14 protein-coding genes are annotated in these 18,754 nt (G+C 46.6%); 2 read left to right on the plus strand and 12 right to left on the minus strand.

The annotated features are described in order from the left end of the window. Positions 1–21 precede the first annotated feature (21 nt). The 7 genes from ACGHCT_RS21275 to ACGHCT_RS21305 form a co-directional block, all read right to left on the minus strand. Positions 22–870 (minus strand): carbohydrate ABC transporter permease, encoded by an 849-nt coding sequence (locus tag ACGHCT_RS21275; protein ID WP_154256797.1) that lies wholly within the window; start codon positions 868–870, stop codon positions 22–24. Then, positions 870–1,760: a carbohydrate ABC transporter permease gene (locus ACGHCT_RS21280; RefSeq protein WP_369523662.1), complete on the minus strand. Its 891-nt coding sequence runs from the start codon at positions 1,758–1,760 to the stop codon at positions 870–872. Before ACGHCT_RS21280 ends, ACGHCT_RS21275 begins: the two co-directional genes overlap by 1 nt. 91 nt (positions 1,761–1,851) lie before the next feature. Then, positions 1,852–3,126 carry an ABC transporter substrate-binding protein gene (locus ACGHCT_RS21285; RefSeq protein WP_154256801.1) on the minus strand — a complete coding sequence of 425 codons (1,275 nt, stop codon included), beginning with the start codon at positions 3,124–3,126 and terminating at the stop codon, positions 1,852–1,854. Positions 3,127–3,286: 160 nt separating this feature from the next. Further along, positions 3,287–4,822, minus strand: a complete 1,536-nt coding sequence (locus tag ACGHCT_RS21290; protein WP_154256803.1) for a response regulator — start codon at positions 4,820–4,822, stop codon at positions 3,287–3,289. Between the two features lie 33 nt (positions 4,823–4,855). Beyond that, positions 4,856–6,670 (minus strand): sensor histidine kinase, encoded by a 1,815-nt coding sequence (locus tag ACGHCT_RS21295; RefSeq protein WP_390437451.1) that lies wholly within the window; start codon positions 6,668–6,670, stop codon positions 4,856–4,858. A gap of 261 nt (positions 6,671–6,931) precedes the next feature. Continuing rightward, entirely contained in the window at positions 6,932–7,573 is a 642-nt protein-coding gene (locus ACGHCT_RS21300) for a TetR/AcrR family transcriptional regulator (protein ID WP_072854108.1), read from the minus strand. Positions 7,574–7,723: 150 nt separating this feature from the next. Continuing rightward, entirely contained in the window at positions 7,724–9,133 is a 1,410-nt protein-coding gene (locus ACGHCT_RS21305; RefSeq protein WP_154256807.1) for a trimethylamine methyltransferase family protein, read from the minus strand. A 586-nt stretch (positions 9,134–9,719) separates the two neighbouring features. Here ACGHCT_RS21305 and ACGHCT_RS21310 point away from each other — a divergent pair. Both ACGHCT_RS21310 and ACGHCT_RS21315 read left to right on the plus strand, forming a co-directional pair. Then, on the plus strand, positions 9,720–10,970 hold the full coding sequence (locus ACGHCT_RS21310; RefSeq protein WP_173015506.1) for a nitrate/nitrite transporter: 1,251 nt from the start codon (positions 9,720–9,722) through the stop codon (positions 10,968–10,970). A gap of 326 nt (positions 10,971–11,296) precedes the next feature. Next, on the plus strand, positions 11,297–12,547 hold the full coding sequence (locus tag ACGHCT_RS21315; RefSeq protein ID WP_154256811.1) for a CapA family protein: 1,251 nt from the start codon (positions 11,297–11,299) through the stop codon (positions 12,545–12,547). A gap of 50 nt (positions 12,548–12,597) precedes the next feature. On the opposite strand, the gene ACGHCT_RS21320 is transcribed toward ACGHCT_RS21315, so the two are convergent. From ACGHCT_RS21320 to ACGHCT_RS21340, 5 genes are all read right to left on the minus strand, one after another. Then, complete coding sequence (locus ACGHCT_RS21320) at positions 12,598–13,122, minus strand: spore maturation protein (RefSeq protein ID WP_154256813.1); 525 nt, start codon at positions 13,120–13,122, stop codon at positions 12,598–12,600. A gap of 66 nt (positions 13,123–13,188) precedes the next feature. Then, the gene (locus ACGHCT_RS21325) at positions 13,189–14,220 is read right to left on the minus strand and encodes a DnaJ C-terminal domain-containing protein (protein ID WP_154256815.1); all 1,032 of its coding nucleotides are present in this window, start codon (positions 14,218–14,220) and stop codon (positions 13,189–13,191) included. A gap of 239 nt (positions 14,221–14,459) precedes the next feature. Continuing rightward, positions 14,460–17,033, minus strand: coding sequence for an ABC transporter permease (locus ACGHCT_RS21330; protein ID WP_390437452.1), 2,574 nt, complete (start codon positions 17,031–17,033; stop codon positions 14,460–14,462). Next, positions 17,030–17,710: an ABC transporter ATP-binding protein gene (locus ACGHCT_RS21335; protein WP_154256831.1), complete on the minus strand. Its 681-nt coding sequence runs from the start codon at positions 17,708–17,710 to the stop codon at positions 17,030–17,032. The genes ACGHCT_RS21330 and ACGHCT_RS21335 overlap by 4 nt, the downstream gene beginning before the upstream one ends. Before the next feature lie 89 nt (positions 17,711–17,799). Next, positions 17,800–18,753, minus strand: coding sequence for a sensor histidine kinase (locus tag ACGHCT_RS21340; protein WP_390437453.1), 954 nt, complete (start codon positions 18,751–18,753; stop codon positions 17,800–17,802). Position 18,754 lies beyond the last annotated feature (1 nt).

Below are 18,754 nucleotides of genomic sequence, written 5' to 3' on the forward strand. Positions count from 1 at the left end.
TGTACCGGCATGCCGACTGCGTCAGCCTTTTACTGCTCCGCTGGTCATGCCGCTTATGATGTATTTCTGCATAAAGATAAAGATCAATGCCACTGGGATAATTGTGACTACCGCAAAGGCGGTGAGGTAGCTCCACTTGGTTCCGTACTGTCCCATAAAGTTAAAGATTCCTGCTGTGATAGGCCGTTTCTGCTGGTCGATGATAAAAGTCATGCCGTAAGCCAGATCCCCCCAGGCATACAGGAAGGAAAAGATAGAGCATACCATAACCCCCGGCTTTGCGATGGGAATCAGTACCCGGATAAATGCGGTAAACCGGTTGCATCCGTCTATATAGGCGGCCTCCTCCAGTTCCTTAGGGATCGAGGCAAAATAATTTTTTAAAATCAGAACTGAAAATGGAATTCCTATAGTAGCATCTGCCAGGATGGCTGCCACAGGTGTGTTATACGCGTGTATGTTCTTGAACATAATAAACATTGGTGTCAGAAGCACAGACACCGGAAGCATCTGGGTTACCAGAAATCCCAAAAGCACTACCTTTTTCCCCCGGAACCGGTATTTTGCAATTCCGTAGGAAGCGGGAACTGCCAGGATTACTGAGATTACCATGGCCCCTGCCGCAATTAGGAGACTGTTTCCAAAAGAACGGAACATGTTAAAGTCTCCGGTTTCTACCTGTGCCGCATACGACTTTGTATTCAGCACGTGGGGAAACAAGGTGGGGGGAACCTGGAAAATCTCCTGCTCCGTCTTCAGGGATGTCACTATAATCCAGAACAGCGGGAACAGCAGTACACACAGTACAAGAAGCGATGCGATACACAGGATCACATTCTTTCCGCCGGTTATTCTTTTCTCGTCTCCCATTATTCTTCCTCTCCTTTCGTTGTCATCCGCAGGTAGAACATACTGATAATCAGCAGAATGACAAACAATACATTTGCCACTGCGGAGCCCTTGCTGTATTTGAACATTTCAAAGGATAATTTATAAGAATAGGTGGAGAGCATATGGGTGGAATTCACCGGTCCCCCTCCCGTCATTACATATACCAGATCGAAGACCTTAAACGTATAGATAAAGCCTAAAATCAAAACGGATTCAATGGTGGGCTTCAGCAGCGGTAACGTAATCTTAAAAAAGGACTGGATTCTGCCGGCTCCGTCTATGGATGCGCTCTCATACAATTCCTGGGGAATGGTGGTGAGTCCTGTGGAAATCAGAATCATATTGAAGGGAATTCCGATCCACACATTGGCGCATACAATGGCAAACATTGCCGTATTCGTGGAGGTCAGCCAATCTATGTTTTCCTTGATAATCCCCAGTCCCTGGAGGATATTATTGAGAATCCCCACATCTGTGCCAAAGATAAATTTAAAGATAAGTGCTGTCACCGTGATAGGAATCATCCAGGGCATCATCAGAAGTCCCCGCACCGTCTTTGAAATCTTAAAATTCTGGTTGAAGAAGATCGCCAGGGCGAATCCGATGAGAAACTGGAACAGTAAACAGCATACGGTAAATAAAAGTGTGTTTCCCAAAGATTTTATAAATACAGGATCGTGAAAGATCTCTATGTAATTGGCCAGGCCCGCAAATGGCTTGTGAGCTGCGGTCAGTGTTTTCATGTTTACGTCCTGAAAGCTTAATATTATGTTGTCTACAATAGGATATCCTACGAATATAAGCATGTATAGAAATGCCGGAAGAACGAACAGATATCCGATATTGTCATACTGAAAAAACCGCTTCACTTTTTTCAAAATAACGCCTCCTCATTAATTTTGGGCAAAGATATGGAGTACACAGATCTTCCGCATACTCCGTATCTCTATGTATCCGCTTTTATTTTTTTACAATACTGTCAATGGTTGCCTGGGCATCGGCTGCTGCCTTGTCCGGTTCAGCTGCTCCTGTCATTACCTGATTAAAGGCCAGTGAGATGGCATCGGATACTTCCGGCCATTCTGCCAGAGGACCTCTTGCTTTGGCATAGTTTAATTCTTCTGTAAACTTTTGCATAACTGCATCATCTGTAAACTGTGTCTCTGCAATGGTTTTATCTGCTGATATGTAGCCGAATTTGTCCATCAGATAAGTCACCTGTTCCTGTTCTGTGGCATATTCCAGGAACTTAAGGGCACCCTCTTCATTGCCGCCGGCAATTACTGCATAGTTTTCACCGCCTAAGGCAGAGGCATATTCGCTGTCCTTGGGAATTAAGGTTACATCCCAGTTCAGGTCCGGTGCCTCTTCTTTCATAGTTGGAATCTGCCATGGACCATTGATCATCATAGCCACATTGCCGGAGATAAACTGGTTCATCACATCTCCCTGTGTCCAGTTGATGCACTCCTTGCTCATAGAGCCGGAATCAATGAGATCCTTTGCTAAAGTCAGGGCTTTCTTGCCTCCCTCTGAGTCGATGGTGTAGGAATCCGTGCCGGTGGACCATACCCACGGCATAAAGTTAAAGGTCCCCTCCTCGTTTTGAACGCTGCAGAATGCCAACCCTGTTACCTTGTCCTTTGTGAGAGCCGCTGCAGTATCTTTCAGTTCATCCCAGGTTGTGGGCGGAGTTAGGCCGGCCGCATCCATCATATCCTTGTTATAGTAAAGTCCCAGACAGTTTACTCCGAAAGGGACCCCGTAGAGACTGCCGTCTATGGTACAGGAATCCACCGCGCCCTGATAATAGCTGGATACATCAAACTTCCCTGTCAGATCTGCGAAGATTCCCATGGAAGCATAGGATGCATGGTCCGGGGAGTCCAAAATGGCAATATCGGGAAGCTCATTGGCAGATGCCCCGATGGAAAGCTGTTTCTTAAAGTCTGCAAACGGAACGTACTTGGCAGTTACCTGTATGGCATCCTGGGATGCGTTATAATCCTGAATTACCTTATCCAGGGCCTTCTGGTGTCCCTCTGTCTCCCAATAATACCAGATGGTCACGTCCTCTTTTTCTCCTGCCTCCTCGCCGTCGGACTTTGCCGCTGTCTCCGTACTGCTTTCCTTTGTGTCCTCATTACTGTCATTGCTTTTGCTGTCGCCGCACCCGGCAAGCATGCCCATGGCCATTGTCGCTGCTAAAAAAGCTGCTACTACTTTCTTTCTCATGAATAAATCCTCCTTATATTTGTTTATCAAAGAATGTCATTGCTGGAATGGCTTTCTGTTTTCTATGGTCTTATTCTATCTCAGATTTCCCGGTTCCAAAACTCTAAATAACTGAAAAAGGGTAGACATTTCTAAAGTAATCGGAAATGTCTACCCTTTTTTATTGATGCCGCTTTCTGTACTCTGCCGGAAGTTCTCCTGTCACCTCCTTGAATACTCTGCTGAAGTATTTGGGATCCGAATACCCCACGGCGGAGGCAATCTCATAGAGCTTCATCCGGGATCCTATAAGCAGCTCTTTTGCCTTTTTTACCCGGTACTTCTTCATATACGAGGAAAAATTACTTCCTGTCTCCCTGTGGAACTGCATGCCCAGGTATTCCGGCGTGATCTTCAGCTGCCCGGCGATCTCATCCAGCGTGATGCCCTGCCGGTAGAATTCGTGGATAAGGCTTTTCGTCCTCTGAATCAGATAATTGTCGTCTCTCTCCCCTTCCACAGGGATTCTGGCCGTCACCCCGGCAAGAATCTCCTCCAGTTCGTCATAGGTGACTGCAGACATAATATCCTCCAGAAGCTCCTGCTGTCCAACGGCTTTCAGAGGTTCAATATCAATTTCCTTTCCCACATTCAGGATACTCCACAGAAAGCGTACGTAGGATTCCTTAATCTCCCTGGGAGCATAGACAGTTCCATTGGCAAAGTACTCCCGGAAGGCCCTCCCCACCTGCTGAATCCTTTTTTGCCTGCCGGCACAGAGTTCCCTCCGCATCTCCTTCTCCAGCTCCACAGGGTAGGATAGCGGCTGGGTCTGCACCTGCGTAATCTTGGGATAGACAATAAGAACCGAGCTTCCCAGAACCAGCGCCCAGTCCATATACTTCTGCAGGGTCTGAAACGCGCCTGAGAGGCGGCTTAGTCCCTGAAAAGCATACCACCCCGCGCTCACTGCTCTCTGGCCTATCCCTCTGTGGTGTACCAGATAGTTGCTAATTTCACGTTCTGCCTTTGCCAGATCCCCCCACCGGTATAGCAGAACCAGGATCTCTGACTTTTCAGGAAGGTGGAACAGACAGTGGGGCACCCCGCCCATTCCCTTCAGCATAGTCTCTATCTCAATAGCCGTATGTTTCCTTTCTCTCTCATATTGCTTTCCCAGATAAAAACTAAGCAGCGCAAACTCTCCTCCCGGATCTATCCCATACTGTCCGGAAAGATAGGTTTCTAATTCTCTGTCCGCTGCCACCGTCCCCATGAGAAGCCCAATACAAATGTTCTCCAGAGACCGCAGCTTCTCCGGATGTTCCCCTTCGTTTCTCCTGGCCTCCTTTAGCTGATCCTCCACATTTTTTAGGGATTGAGCCAGCTCTCCCACCGCAACAGGCTTCAATATGTATTCACTTACTCCCAGGTGAATGGCCTGCTGTGCATAGGCGAATTCTGAATAGGCGCTGAGCACAATCGCCTTTATCAGAAGACCGTCCTTATGAAGCTCCTCCAGCATCTGCAGCCCGTCCATCTCCGGCATCTTAATATCTGTAATCACCAGATCCGGCCTGGCCGCTTTTACCAGTTCAAGTCCGGCCCAGCCATTTTCTGCCTCCCCCACGATCTCGTAGGATGGGTCTATCTTTCCCAGAAGCTTTGATATTCCCTCCCTGATTCTGATCTCATCCTCTACAATGACAATCCTCATTTTCCCACACTCCAGTCTTTTTCTCTCCCGTCCCTATTCCATTCTTGGTATCCACAGCGTAATCTCTGTCCCTTCTCCCGGACAGCTCTTAATCTCTGCCTGCGCCTCCTTCTCATAATACATCTTTAAGCGGCCAATGGCATTGCTGACCCCGATATGGGTTCTCTCCTGATCCTCTGCCGTCTCACCTGCGGCTAAGCGGTCTGCCTTCTCCTGCGGCATCCCTTTTCCATTGTCCTGTATCCGGATCCGGATGCGGTCCTCATCCCCGTCAATGGAGATTTTCAGAATATGCGTCCGGTTCACTCCTTCAAATCCATGGAGAATGGCATTCTCCACAAAGGGCTGGAACAGCAGTTTATGGATCCGGCATCCCAGTATCCCGGGCTCTGCGTTTATCTGACACTCAAAGGTATTTTTAAGCCTTGTCTGCTGCAGAAATATATACTGACGGAGCCACTCCACCTCTCTGCGTATCTCCACCATGGAGTTGCTCTTATCTAATCCGTACCTGAGTATCTGTGCCAGAGAATTAATGGTATTGCTGATCTCGTATTCATCCTTATCGATTGCCATCCAGTTAATGGTATCCAGAATATTATATAGAAAATGAGGATTAATCTGAGCCTCCAAAGCAGCAATTTCTGCATTTTTCTGACGCACAACCGCTTCCCGCTCCTTATCCATAGACTCTTCCACCTTACTGAGCATATGGTTAAACTGCCTGGCGATCAGCTCAATTTCTGTGGGCATACGCTTCTCATCCGGAATCCTCTGGGCCAGTCCGCCCTCCTCCACATTCTTCATAGTAGCGACTACTCTATATATGGAGCCTGTGAGATGGGCAACCGTAAAATGTATGATAATAACCAGCGCTGCCCCGGAGAGAATAACAATCAGGCATATAATGGTTCTCTGCTGCCGCAGCTGACTCAATGTGGCCGCCTGATTAGATGCATTGACAAAGGTAAAATCCAGCTTTTCATCATAATAAGCCTGAACAGCCAGGTGCTCCCCCGACATATAGCCCTCTGCCTCAAGGAACAGCTTTGCCTTTCTTACTTTTTCATCCTGTGTATCCTTTTTCCCCCAGAGTTTTGTACCGCAGCGGGCCGGATCATCAAAGGAACAGATCCTACCCTCCCCGTCCGCGATAAAGTTCATGGTTTGATACCGTCCATCCTCCATGCGTACGGTATCTTCATTGCAGATATCATTCAGCATTCTCTCATCAATGCTGACGATTACAACTCCATTTCTCTTCTTTACCTTTTTATAATCAATAATCCTGTTTGCCATATGAAATAAATAATAGTCATTGTTTCCCTGGGTAGTCGCGTACTGTGTGGAGTACATCACAGTGCCCGCTGTCCCTGATATCTGCTGAAATATTTCTCTCTGGGACAGTCTGAACCCGTCCAGCCAGGAATTCTTTGTGGTGGCAGCCGTAATCATATCATAGAAGACCGCCTCTCCGCTGGCTGTCAGTATGGTGATGGACTGGATATCCGGCTTTGCACTGGCATATCCTCTTAAAGCCCGGCGCAGCTGGTTCTTACTCACCGCCAGATCCTGGCCGGAGTTGATCTTGTCTGTCAGGGCCACAATGTTTTCATCCGTAAAAATCTGATAGAGCAGAGCGTGATAGGCTTCAATGGATACAGCCGCTGTTTTGCTGGTCTGTGTCAGATTTGCATAGGTAAAAGTCTTCACATTATCGTTTACAATGCCGGAGGTGTTCTTATAGGTCCATATCCCTATGCCAATGAGAGGAATGATAGACACAATGATAAAAGACAGGACAATCTGTGTCTTAAATCCCCGGACAGCCTTTCGGATTCTTTTCATAGGTTTTCCCCTTTAGAGTTATTTCACAGTTTTTTTATATTTTGTATCATGTCACATTCTTCCTCTGTCTGCAATATATTATTGGAAATTTATGTTTCTGATTGCCGCTTTACTATCATTCTACCTGTATTGTCAAAAGTTAAAAGTCTAAATTTCCAAAAAAGGGGAGACATTCCTAAGATTCCGGTGGTAAACCAAAAAACTGCCGCCCGCCGGATGTTTGTCCTATCCGGCGGGCGGCAGCCCTATATTTTATATCAATTATTTAATTCGGTATCTTACGATCAGAGAATCCAGCATCTTCATAAACCGTTCATGGCCTTCCTCCGCCATCCCCGGCTGTCTGTAGACATCTTTGTATTCCATCAATACCCCATGGAACAGACAGCACTCCAAATCGCTCAGAAGCATGGCATCATCAAAGGTAAAGTATCCGGTCGAAGCTGCTCTCCGAAGCATTATCCGGTTTCTGCCCTGCAGGTCGTCATTAAAGAACACACTTGCAGAAAGGCCGTCGGAATGAATCCATTCGTCCGGAAACAACTGGTAGTATTCGAAGATCGTGTCCCCAAGGTTCTCTTTGTACTTGCCCCAGAAGAGGGTCTCAAAAACATGAATATTCTGAAATGCATATTTAGAAAAAGACTCCCACATCAGTACTCCCATGTCCAGGGCGTTCATATTGGAGTTGAATATCTTCTGCAGATCTACCATATAGTCCTCCAGGAACTTTATGGAGGCAAACAGCAGCAGATGATCCAGATCATTAAAGTGCCTGTAAATAACTGTACTGGTACAGTTAGCTTTTGAAGCAATGGTGCGTATCTTAGTATCCTCGGGACCTACGTCCTTCAGAATCTCATATGTTTTTTGTATTAGTTCTTTCTTTTTGTTCTCTGCCATAGCGGCTCTCCCTAAACTTACTTAGAATATTATGACAACTGCGCCCCAAACGGGCGCAGCCATCATCAAGCTATCTAATTTTATACCAAAAAATTAATAAAAGCAAGTTCTTTCAGGGAATGTTCCTACTCTCTATAGCCTGCGTACGTTTTAGAGTGCCTCAATATATTTTCTGAGATCTGCGTCAACATCAGCCGGTAAAGTAGGCTCGCCGTAATCGGCAACAATCTGTTTCCATTTGGCATTGGCAACCTTTTCAATCGGCGTGCAGCCTTCTCTGTGCCACTGGTCGTAAGTCTGCCGGTTGCTGAGTCTTGGTCTGTAGAACTCATCTCTGAAGTTATCCAGTGTATGATCGTGGGTGAGGAAGATGCCCCTTGGGCCTACTTCTTCAATAACATCATAAGCGAGGGTTTCTTCATTTACAGTAACACCCTGATTGATTCTCTTGAGGTAGCCAATGATCTCGTCGTCAACAATGAGTTTTTCGAAAGATGTAGTACTGTAGGTATCAATAATTCCGGCTGCATGGAGGATAAAGTTTCCGCCTGCCATCTGAGCCATCATCAAGGTTATGGCTGACTCATAGGCCGCCTGAGAATCCATCATCTTAGAATCAGAAAGCGCACCGCTGATACGGCATGGAATCTGATAATACTTACACAGCTGTCCGTTAACCAGAGATACTACCGCATCCTCCGGTGATCCGATAGCCAGAGAGCCCGTAGCCATATCCGCATTGGAACCTGAAGCAGAATATACAATGGGTGTTCCCGGATTCACGCACTGGGCCAATACAATACCAGCCAGAACTTCTGCATTCTGAAGCGATACCAGACCTGCAAGTGTAGCCGGTGTCGTCATTCCTGCCATAGACAGGGAGTTAACAAGCTGCGGCTGTCCTGCTTCTGCATAGGCAATGATAGCGCCTGCCATATTGTTGTCGTAACTCAGAGGCGTCAGGGTGCAGGGGATGGATGCCATTACCGGTTTGTCTTTAATTGCATCCATGCCGCCGAACAGCATAGAGGCCATCTCAATACACTGTTTTGACTTCTCATATCCGTATACGCTGCCCATCAGCGGTTTATCGCTGTATTTTAAGGTATTGTACACCATCACCTGAGCGCGGATCTTTACATCAACATCATTGGGTTCACAGGAGATATGGCTCTGAATATCAATATTATCCAATTTATCACAGATTTTTACTATGTTAATAAAATCATCCAGGGTACCGCTGCGGCGTCCTTTGTCCATATCCGTAACAAACGGTGATCCGTAAGGTCCCACATACGCAGTCTTTTCGCATGTAATTTCAACATTCTTTTTAGGGTTTCTAGCATACATTGTAAATGAAGAAGGTACGTTCTTCAGCTCTCTCTCCACCATCTCTCTGGGGAAACGAATCAGATCGCCGTCAACCTTCGCACCTGCTTTTTTCAGGATTTCTTTTGCAGGTTCATAGGTAAAAATGATACCTACATTTTCCATTATTCTGAGAGAGTTCTCATGAATCTGTTCGATTTCATTCTGTGTTAATAATTGATATCTCTGCATTTACAAATACCTCCGTTTTCATTAAATAGGGGATTCCATTTGCTTGATTCCAAATCCTGCTATGATGCAATGCCGGCTCTTATATCCGGTTTTTCTTAACCACCTCCACACACGATACGGGCCCTCGGTGTGCCCCCCTGCCGCATGCACCGGTACCCTTATATCACTATGCGTAAAACAATATTTACATACCATTTGATAACAACATCATATCCCATTATGTTATCATTGTCAACATATTTTTACTGATATATTTCTTATTTTTTATTAATTGTATGTTTAATTAAACCACTTCCATCTATTTATTAGGTTTTTATTTCACATGTTCATTGACACAGCATCCCATTTATGTTACCATCTTGTTATCATGATAACTATATAATTATGTTGCAGCACCGGCAGGCTTAATTCTGCTAACGCATTCTGCCTTTACCACAATCAGGCTGCCGGCAGCAAAACCGTTATCATTCAGGCACCGAACTATTATAGAAAGAATGGGGGGGATACAAAGACAGCCAAAAACTAGGAACCTAACGTGCAAGGTATGTTTGTACCGTCAACCTGGCGGTGGAATGGAGACAATTTTATGAAAAAAATGGGTTTTAAAAAATTAATGATTTTTATTATTTTAAGTGCCACTGTTGCCCTCGCCTACCAGATTCCATATCTTCGGTACACATTTTATGATCAGATGACTGCAGCCCTGCATCTGAACGATACACAGATGGGACTGATGGCAACAGCAGTATCCCTTACCAGTACCCTCTGCTATCCCATCGGAGGCATATTTGCAGAAAAATTTTCCTGCCGGAACCTGATTATAATTTCATTGGCAGGACTGGCTGCATGTACAGTTGTCTATTCTATGACAACTAACTTCGTACTTTTGATGATCGTCCATATTCTGTTTGGATTCTTTGGGATTGCCACTTTGTGGTCTGCCTATCTGGCAGGTATCCGCTCTCTTGGAGATGAGGAGAACCAAAGTACTATCTTCGGCAGCAGCGAAGCTACCCGCGGTATTCTCCAGGCAATCTGCGGTTTTATTTTCCTGGGAATTATGGGTGCCGCCGCCTCTGTTGCCACAGGTTTCCGCTTTATACTCTTAGCAGGAACTGCTATCTGTGTAATATTTCTGGTTCTGGCATTTGTCTTCCTGCCGAAAGGCAATCTGAACGGCGACGAAGAAACCCAGGACAGCGGAAAATCTTATTCTATGCTGGATGCCCTCAAGTGTAAGGGGGTATGGATCACCATCGGCCTGGTTGCCTGTGCATATATTTCCTGGACACTGGGCAACGGCTATCTGACCACTTATACCGTGCGGGTACTCGGCGTTTCAGAGTCAACAGCCTCTACCCTCGGTATTGTCAGAAGTTATATTATTGTATTCCTGGCAGGATTTATCGGCGGCTGGCTGCTGGATAAGTTTACCTTCAAAGGAAAGGGATTTTTTGTATTATTCACAGCAGTCATTGCAGCTACGGCAGCAATGATACTCACCAACAAGGTGGTGCCGGTGTGTATTGCCATTACACTCATTCTTGCATTTATCGCCAATATAATGAAGTCCACCTACTGGAGCACTATGGGGCAGGCAGGCATACCCATAAAGATGACAGCAGTTGCCACTGGAGTTGTATCCTTTATAGCCTTTATTCCTGATTTTGTTATTCCTCCCATTGCCGGCGCATGGCTGGACCAGGCAACCAAAGCAGGGAATGTGGAAGCAGGCTTTAATAAAATCTTTATTCTGCTCTTCGCTTTCTCAGCAGCCGGACTTATCGTGTCAGTTATCTTAACAAGACAGACAAAATCACTGAAAAAGCAGGCATAAGATTTCGCCAGACATACTGCTATGCAAACAGCAAAAGGTGCAGAACTAACCTACGGGTTATGTCTGCACCTTTTTTATTGCCCCCCGCCAGCCTCTGCCCTTCACTTTTGTTAATATCTTTATTGCATTTTTATTTCTTTTGCCGACAAAAAAACATGCTAATATGACAAAATATTTCTAATTTTTTATATGTTTTTGTTTTTCTGTTTCATTACTCTAACGTTTTTAGCAAACAGCTTGACAATCAAATCATTTTATACGATTATATTGCCAACATATGGAAAAGCGCTTTTTTAAATATTACATTTACAAGTGAGGACACCATAATGAAGGAGAGAAAAGAACGGCTGCGGGAAAGGGAACAGGAGAAACGAAGGGAGGAGCGGGAAGATCAGGTAAGGCGCCAGAAGCTATATGTGCTGGCAGGCATATTGCTGGTACTAAGTATCTCTGCTGCGGCATTCCTGATAAAAGGCTGCGGAGACAGAAAGGCAAAAAACCCCGGACACACCGCACAGCAGGCGTCATCCCAGAGCAGCTCATTGGATGAGACCCTGACCCTTCTCGCGGCAGGAGATAATTTATTTCACGGCCCCTTAATAGAAACAGGAAAACAAAAGTCCGGCGGCTGGAATTATGACAGCATCTATGCCCATGTAAAGGACAAAATTCAGGCAGCAGATCTGGCTGTTGTCAACCAGGAAACTGTTTTTGTAAAAGACCGCTCCGAACTATCGGGATATCCGCTTTTCGGGACCCCAACAGAGGTGGGGGACGCGCTGGTCAATGCAGGATTCGATGTCATCCAACAGGCCAGCAACCATACCTATGATAAAAAAGAGCAAGGGGTTTTGGATACGCTGGATTTCTGGAGGGATAACCATCCGGGTATTGCTGTTCTCGGCATCCACAGCAGTAAAAAAGATCAGGAAAAGATTACTGTGGTGGAGAAAAAAGGTATTAAAATAGCTATGCTCAACTATACCTACGGGGTAAACGATAATAATCTCCCCTCTTCCAAATCTTATCTTATTGATATCTGGGACGAAACGAGAGTAGAGAACGATATTAAACAGGCAGAGAAGGAGGGGGATATTACTGTCTGCTTTCTCCATGCAGGGGAAGAATACTCTAAAAAGCCTACAAAAGATATGGAAAAAAAAGTAGATTTTCTTCTGCAGAACGGCGTTGACATTACCATCGGTGCCCATCCCCATGTACTGCAGGGGTATGAAATGAAAAAGAACCGGAAGGGCCACCAGATGCTTGTGTATTACTCGCTGGGAAACTTTGTGTCCACCCAGCAGAGGCCGGAGGCACTCCTTGGGGGACTTGCGGAAATTACACTGGTAAAATCCGCAGAAGACGGGAGTGTCAGTATCCGGGATGATTACGGACTCACCCCTATAGTTATGCAGTATGATGACGATCCCAGCGCACGAGCTGTCTATCTGCTGGAGGACTATACGGAGGAAATGGCGCAAAAGCACCGCATACACGTCTATTCCAACGAGGAATTTACTCTGAAGCGGCTGCAGGAGATGGCCGGGGAAATTACCGGTAATGTATACTCCTGACAACGCAAAAGTGCACAGGACGCCGGCCTTAGGCCGGTCACCTGTGCACCTTACATCATTCCTGCCAGTATCACACTGGCAATTATCCCTGCAACAGTAGCCATCAGTGCACCTGTGAGGGTGTATCTTGTTTTCTTTACCTTTGCTGTCATAAAGTAAACAGACATGGTATAAAAAATCGTCTCTGTGCAGCTCATCATAATGGACGCTATCAAGCCTATCTTTGAGTCGGTTCCAAATTCCTTAAACACATCAAGCACCAATCCGGTTGCCGCACTGGAGGAGAACATACGAACAATGGCCAGAGGCACCAGCTGGGACGGGAAACCTATATATCTGGTCCACTGCCCTATGAGATCTCCCAGGAGATCCAGGAAGCCTGACGCTCTTAAAATCCCCACGCCTACCATAAGGCCCACCAACGTGGGCAGTATCTGAACCACTGTCTTAAGACCGTCCTTTGCCCCTGTGACAAAATCCTCGTAGACATTCTTTTTCATGAGAATGCCATAGCCCACAATATAAAAAATTACCAGCGGAATAATCAAGTCTGAGACATAGAGTAAAATCTTCAATATAACCCCTCTGAACTGTCTTGTCTATTTATTTTACTCCGCCGGCCGTAAAAAAAGAACTCTCTTTTACGCTGCACTTCCATTTCCGTTGTTCCGTTTAGGGTTTCCAGCCGCGCATGCATGTTCAAATTCTTTTAACTTCTGCCTGGCTTCCGGATTCAGAGTTCTGGGCACCTGAATCTGTATTGTCACATACTGATCCCCACGCACATCCGGATTCTTCATAGAGACAACCCCTTTTCCCCTGAGGCGGATCTTAGTCCCGGACTGTACGCCCTCACGAATCCTGCACACCACATTTCCGTCAATGGTAGGAACCGTAACCTCCCCGCCGAACACAGCGGTGGTAAAAGGCACTTCTGCTGTGGTATAGATATCCATGCCTTTCCGGCAAAACCCTGCCTTTTCACCCACATGCACCTTCAGAAGCAGATCCCCCGGTTCTCCTTTACCGAGCCCGGGAAGCCCTTTGCCCCGGAGCCGAATGCTTTTGCCATTCTCTATCCCTGCGGGAATATGAACCTGGAGTGACTGCGCTTTGTCCCCCGGTGTCTCCGGATTCTGAAGCGTGATGATCTTGTCGCACCCAAAGGCCGCTTCATCAAATGTGACAGATAACTCCGCATGAAGATCCGGACCTTTGGACCGAAAACCTTCCCCGGAAAACCCTCTGCCGTAAAATCTGCCGGTGCTGTCAAATCCATCTCTATGAAATCCGCTGTATCTTTTTCTGTCTCTTCCTCCGAAGGCATCTCCAAAAATATCCCCGAAAATATCGTTCATATCGCCGCCCTCAAAATGAAATTCCCGGTAGCTGCCGTCAGAGCTGCTGTATGCATTTCCATATCCCCCTGTTTCCCCGGGCGTTCCCTCCAGACCGGCATGACCGAACTGATCATAGAGTTTCTTTTTCTCCGGATCGCTCAAAACCGTGTAGGCCTCAGTAGCTTCCTTAAATTTTTCTTCTGCCGCTTTATTTCCTGTATTTGTATCAGGATGATACGTTTTCGCAAGTTTGCGGTATGCTTTTTTGATTGTCTGCTCATCGGCATCTCTGCCAATTCCCAAAATTTCGTAATAATCCCGTTTTCTTTCCATTACTGCCACCTCCCTGCTGTGCAGTCAAAAATATTCCCCGGGAAGATTCCCGGGGAAACACAATATATTCTTATATGAAATACCCGGTATCCTCATAAGCTGCTGTTCTTATTCAATACCCGACCGCCGAATATAATTCTATAGTGCAGCGATACTTTGCGACTTACGCTTGTTGTTATATCTGTAATATAACAGCTATACTTTCATTTGTCAAGAGAAACGGCGAAAATTTATAAATCCTACTCTGCCTTTCCCATCCCTTCCACAATCTCACGTGTTTTCCAGGTTTTCAGGATTCCCAGGGAAAGCAGCATGCTTATAAGCAGGGCAACCAGCGATACCAGAAAAAAAGCAGGGAAGTTATACTGAAAGGGATGGCCAAAAGCACGCATGTCAGAGATTCTGTAGAGATACCTAAGTGCCGGCTGAGATATCAAAAACGCCACGGCTATGGACACCACGCACAGAATCGTATTTTCAAACAGCATCATTCGTTTTGTCATAGCCACACTCATTCCAATGGCCCGGAGCATACATACTTCTCTGGTCCTTGTCTGCATACGGTACCTCAGGTTATTTATCATATTGATCATCACTAAAACAAAAGCAATGACGGATATACCATAGACATAAACCATCTGTTTCTGATAGAAGGTTTCATTCTGCCGGATTTCCGAAATCAGGCTGCGGGCAGACACATTATCATTTTGACTGCTAACCTTAATCAGCTGTCTTTCCAGCTCCATCTGCCGGGACAGTGACATTTGGTTCCCGCCGTCCGCATACATACACTGGATACCGCTGTCTGGGGCAATCTTTTTTATCTGCTCATCGCTGGTGATCAGCAAAGGGTAGACCGTCCGGTTGCAGTCGTACATATAGGCAAAGGATACTATGGCCGCAACCTTATATGTTTTATACTCATATTCTGCCTGGGTATCTGTCAGATTGTCATACTCCAACGTGCCAGTATCCAGATCCTTCCTGTATTTTATCTGTATCTCATCCCCCACACGGTAGTCCATCAGGGGCGTGCCTTCTTTGTAGAAACCCGGATTTTTATTCTCCTTCGTGTCATCCGTTCGGAGCACAGAGAGAATCACCTCGTTCTCCCCGATCTCCTCCGGGTCAAAATCTCCGGAAATCACATGGCTTTTCAATGCCGTCAGCGCCTCGTTGTTGTATCCGTACAGGATAGATTTGTAGATCTGATTCCTCCCGTCATATCCCGCGTCCCCGTATCCGTATGTGTCTCTCAGCCTTTTGTTGTGTTCCTCGTAATAGCTGTCGTTTCTTTTCTTTCCGGCTTCATCCACAACACGCACCGGGATGCCGGATGCTGTCTTCACTGCTGTAATCCCCGGGATCTGTTCCATCTCCCGGGCGCTTTCTCTGGATATCCCCTCCCGGGCGCCGGCAAAAGCCTGCATTGTCATAGCATACTGTCCGTTTAAATACCACATTTCCTCTGTATCACTGCGGTATGCCTCCAGGGTCTGTGCCCGGTAAGCAAGGCCCGTAAATAAGGTAACTCCCAGACATACCGTCAGAACCACAAAAGCGCTGGTCTTCCTGTCCCTGAAAATATATTTGCATGCCATCTGAAGAAGGGTGCCTGTCTTGCTCTCGGACTTCTCTAAGGCAAAAACGCTTCCGCTTTTCTTTTCCTCCCTCCCGGAACGCCCCCCGGATATGGTTTCTGTCACAGATGCTGACGCGATCTTTCTCCCTGTCATCCACCCCACCGTTCCAATCAGCAAAGCAGTCACTGCCACGCAGATAAGAATCAGCCACACAGGAATCACCGGAGCAAAGCTTACCTTTTCATTAAATAAATAGATTTCCATACCCCGATCGCCGGAGATCGCACTAATGAAGACTGACACCAGCAATCCCCCGGCGATCCCCGCCGGAACCCCTGCGCAGTAAATAAGAAAGAGTTCGGATAAAATCATTCTCTGGAGCTGCCTCCGCTTCATTCCCACTGCCCTTAAAATGCCATACTGTTTTTCTCTGGTTATAGTTGCAATGCGGTAAATCCCATAGAATACTACCATACAGATCACGAGAATTACACCGATCACCTTAACATCCGTCCAGTATAAATCCCGGAAATCTTCCCTCGCAGGACAGGTTCGTATCTGACTGCTTTGTATCCCCAGCTCTGTGCGCAGCTCTTTTATCCTGGAAGTATAACTCACCCCCTCCTCAAACTGCAGATACACAAGGTAAGAGTCTTCCGTTTGCTTATCCAGAGGGGTATACAGTTGGATCACTCCATATTTTTTATTACCCAGCATATCGGACAAAATGCCAACCAGTGTAACCTTCTTCGGCTCCCCGGTTTCCGGGTCTGTGATGGTAAAGCTCTGGTTGACCGAGGGTTCTATCCCCAGATTTAAAAGAGCCCATTTCTCTGCGGCTACTTCCCCTTCCTGTGTGGGCAGTCTGCCCTCTATGGTCTTTGCCATCATGGTAACCAGCGTATCATCCCCCTTGACGAGAAACATGGTCTGATGGTTGCGCTGAAACGTATAGCGCCCTCCCTGCTCCACTGCCAGCCGCTGAATACTCCTGTCCTCTTTCAACTGCTGAACTTGCTGTTCTGACAGGTCCTCTATATAACAATCTGAGGGGGTAAACTGCGCCTTTGCCTGTATGTTAGCAATTCTGTGATTGGTATGCAGCAAAACCAGCATGGCAGTCAGGAGTGTAAAGGTCAGGGCAAAACTTAGAAAGATAGCCAGGGTGTTTTTCTTATAACTTTTTATAAATTGAAGGTGCAGTCTGCTGTCAGTTTCTCTGCCTTTCATTCTCCCACCTGCCTTTTCACAAGCTTTCCGTCCTCAATCCGCAGGATCCGATCCGCAAGCTGTGCAATTTCCTCATTGTGGGTAATCATAAGGATAGTCTGCCTGTACCTGGCGCTTGTTATTTTAAGCAGCCCCAGTACATCCTGACTTGTTTTTGAATCCAGATTCCCCGTAGGCTCGTCAGCCAGCACAATGGCGGGTTTTGCCGCCAGAGCCCTGGCAATGGCAACTCTCTGCTGCTGGCCCCCAGACAGCTGGCCGGGAATGCTTTTTCTTTTTTCCCGAAGTCCCAGAATCCCCGTGATCTCCAGTACGTACTCCTCGTCCACCCGCTTTCCGTCCAGTTTCAGAGGTAATATAATATTTTCCCATACATTTAACATAGGGATTAAATTGTACTGCTGAAAAATGAAGCCAATCTTCCTGCGCCGGAAGACGGTAAGCTCATCATCCGACAGCTCCTGAAGTTTTCTGCCGTCAACCACCACTTCTCCCCCGGTAGGAATATCCAGGCCCCCAACCATATTTAAAAAGGTAGATTTTCCGCTTCCCGAGGATCCTACGATCGCGGCAAACTCTCCTTTTTCTATGGTCAGATCAATGCCGTCCAGGGCACGAACCTGAGCCTCCCCTTTTCCATATACCTTTGTCAGCCCTTTTACTTCCAATATATTCATGTTTTCGTTCTCCTCCGCAAATGAAAATAGTCTGTATCTTATATACAGACTATACCATGCCAATATCTCAAACCTGTTTCCGGAATGTCTCACTTCTGAGATATTTCTTCTTTCAGCAGAAAAAGAGAGAACACACTGCCCTTACCCTCCCTGGAAGCAAGTTTTATATATCCACTCTGGGCCTTCATCACTTCCCTGGCAAGATACAGCCCGATCCCCAGTCCGGGCTCCCCGCTCACCCCGGGGGATCGGTAAAACCTGGAGAAAACGCTGGCCTGTTCCTCTTCCGGGATCCCAATCCCCTGATCTGCCACACGGATACATACAAAAAAGGAATAAGCCTCTGCAGAGACAACAATCTCACCTCCGCAGGGCGTGTACTTTATGGCATTGTCAACCACATTTGCCGCTGCTTCTATGGTCCATTTCAAATCGAACACAGCGGTTTCCTCTGTGGGTTCCACGGTTAGCCGAACCCCCTTCTGCTCTGCCTTCGGCATAAACTGCTGCTGTACGGCCCATAACACGGGCTGAATCCTCTGTTTTTGCATACATACTTTAATAATCCCCGTCTCCAGGCGGGATAGTTTTACCAAAGATTCCACCAGGAATTCCAATGTTTTAGCCTGCTCCCGGATCGCCTCCGTCCAGCCCGCCGCCTCCGGGCTCCCGTCCGATTTCTGCCGTGCCAGCCATTCTTCCAGTAATTGTGCGTACAGTACTATATTTGAGATGGGAGTTACCGATTGATGGGAAATATCAGAAATCTGCAGCTGGATCTGCTCTTTCTCCCTGGAAAGCTTCTGGTATGCCATCTCATTGTCACAGAGGTACCGCCACATGGTGTTTTCTATGGCCGATATCCCCGTCTCATCCAAATGTTTATCCTGGAATCTGCCGTCTATGGCATCGTCCAGCATCTTCTGTATCCGTCGGATGACTCTTTTCTCCCGCGCCCTAAAGAATATCACTGCAGAAATACAGGCGCCAAACAAAACGAATGCCGCACTTACAGATACAAGTATCAGAACCTCTGCCTTCATT

It is taken from the genome of Lactonifactor longoviformis (assembly GCF_042848515.1).
GTDB classification, from domain to species: Bacteria; Bacillota; Clostridia; order Lachnospirales; family Lachnospiraceae; genus Lactonifactor; species Lactonifactor longoviformis.